Raw genomic sequence first — 2294 nt, forward strand, 5'->3', positions numbered from 1 at the left:
CCCTTTTTTCATTCGTAATAGCCGCCTAGAACACCCGGTTGAGGCCGTTCTGCGCCGCCACCCGGTAGGCTTCCGCCATGGTCGGGTAGTTGAAGGTGGTATTGATGAAGTAGCGCAGCGTGTTGGCCTCGCCCTTCTGCTGCATGATCGCCTGGCCGATGTGCAGGATCTCGGAAGCCTGGTCGCCGAAGCAGTGGATGCCGAGTATCTCGAGGGTGTCCTGGTGGAACAGGATCTTGAGCATGCCCACCGTGTCGCCGGTGATCTGCGCCCGGGCGGTATCCTTGAAGAACGCCTTGCCGACCTCGTAGGGAATCTTCGCCTCGGTCAGCTCGCGCTCGTTGCGCCCGAAGGAGCTGATCTCGGGAATGGTGTAGATGCCCGTGGGAATGTCGGTGACGAAGCGGTACTCCTTGTCGAGCAGCTCGTTGCTCGAGTTGAGCCCCTGGTCGTAGGCGGCACTGGCAAGGCTCGGCCAGCCGATGACGTCGCCTGCGGCGTAGATGTGGGGAATCTCGGTGCGGTAGTGCTCGTCGACGTTGAGCTGGCCGCGACCATTGGCCTGCAGGCCGATATTCTCGAGCCCCAGCGAATCGGTGTTGCCGGTGCGCCCGTTGGCCCACAGTAAGGCGTCGGCGCGAATCTTCTTGCCGGACTTGAGGTAGACGACCACGCCGGCTTCGTCCCCTTCCACGCGGTCGTACTCCTCGTTGTGGCGCACCAGCACGCCGTGTTTGCGAAGGTGGTACGACAGCGCATCGCTGATCTCGTCGTCCAGGAACGACAGGAGGCTGTCGCGGCTGTTGATCAGATCGACCTTGACGCCGAGCCCGGAGAAGATCGAGGCGTACTCGCAGCCGATGACCCCGGCGCCGAAGATCACCATGGTACGCGGCGAGTGAGCCAGGCTCAGAATGGTGTCCGAGCAGTAGATACGCGGGTGGCGAAAGTCGATGTCACCGGGGCGATACGGACGCGAGCCGGTGGCGATCACCACCTTCTTGGCGACGAGCTCTTCAGTGGCGTTCTGGCGATCGCGTACCAGCAGGGTATGCTCGTCCTTGAAACGCGCGGTGCCCTGGAACAGGTCGATGCGGTTGCGCGCATAGAACGTGGTGCGCATCTCGACCTGCTTGTCGATGGTCTCCCGCGAGCGCTCCATGACGCGCGGAAAGGAGAACAGGCGCGGCTCGCCGATATCGCGGAACATGCGGTTGGTATTGAACGACAGGATCTGCCTGACCTGATGGCGCAGCGCCTTCGAGGGAATCGTGCCCCAGTGGGTGCAGTTGCCGCCTACCTGGGGCTGCTTCTCGACGATGGCCACGCGCTGGTCGTGCTTGGCCGCATTGATGGCCGCGCTTTCGCCCGCCGGGCCCGTTCCGATCACTACCACATCGTAATTGTGAACCGCCATACCGTGTGCGTCTCCTCGATCCCGTTGTCGCGGGCCATGCCCGCGCTGTCGTCTGCCGCGTGGCCTTGAATCCTAGCGACGGGTCGCGTCGTAACCGAGGTCCGCGCCACGGCTTTCGTCGCTCGCCCGGCGCAGGCTACCGCGCTTGCGATTCTCTTCCTCGCACACCTCGTCCTTGCCGCCGCAGATATCGCAGCCGTCCTTCATGCCGATCGCATTGAGCCCGCCGCAGGAGCCCGCGATGGGCTTGCGCCCCATCAGCACGCCGACCGCCATGGCGGTCATGATCAGCGCCATGAAACCGAATACCAGTAACCAGATAGCCATATACGCCTCCTGTGACGTCGAAACCGCTCCCCTCGGGACAACGGCGCGCCTGGAAAGTGCCGCTCCGGGCCGACCGGCCCGGGCGAGGAAATACTGCGTCATTATACCTTAGAGTGCCGGTACGATCAGGCAGTACGTCCCGATCAAAAACGAACGGGGCTAGCCTTGGCTAGCCCCGTCGAGGGTGAACCGCGCCCTTAACCGCCGAAGTCGTCGAGCATGATGTTCTCGGGTTCGACGCCGAGATCCAGCAGGAGCTTGATGACCGAAGCGTTCATCATGGGCGGCCCGCACATGTAGTACTCGCAATCTTCCGGCGCCGGGTGGTCCTTCAGATAGTTTTCGTACAGCACGTTGTGGATGAAGCCCGTCGGGCCTTCCCAGTTGTCTTCCGGCAGCGGGTCGGAGAGCGCCAGGTGCCATTCGAAGTTCGGGAACTCCTCGGCGAGCTGGTCGTACTCCTCGTTGTAGAACGTCTCGCGCCAGGAGCGCGCGCCGTACCAGAACGACATCTTGCGATCGGACTTCAGGCGCTTCAACTGATCGAAGA

Annotated in this window: 2 protein-coding genes and 1 pseudogene; all 3 read right to left on the bottom strand. The window is 62.8% G+C overall.

The window, feature by feature from the left end:
- Positions 1-25: 25 nt before the first annotated feature.
- Entirely contained in the window at positions 26-1417 is a 1392-nt protein-coding gene (sthA, locus tag BIS11_RS15475) for a Si-specific NAD(P)(+) transhydrogenase (protein ID WP_253426335.1), read from the bottom strand.
- A gap of 72 nt (positions 1418-1489) precedes the next feature.
- Positions 1490-1744 (bottom strand): (Na+)-NQR maturation NqrM, encoded by a 255-nt coding sequence (gene nqrM / locus BIS11_RS15480; protein WP_227390979.1) that lies wholly within the window; start codon positions 1742-1744, stop codon positions 1490-1492.
- A gap of 197 nt (positions 1745-1941) precedes the next feature.
- Positions 1942-2294: pseudogene (locus BIS11_RS15485) on the bottom strand (NADH:ubiquinone reductase (Na(+)-transporting) subunit F); the annotation flags it as partial.

Source organism: Halomonas sp. 707D4, assembly GCF_024158685.1.
Classification (GTDB): domain Bacteria; phylum Pseudomonadota; class Gammaproteobacteria; order Pseudomonadales; family Halomonadaceae; genus Vreelandella.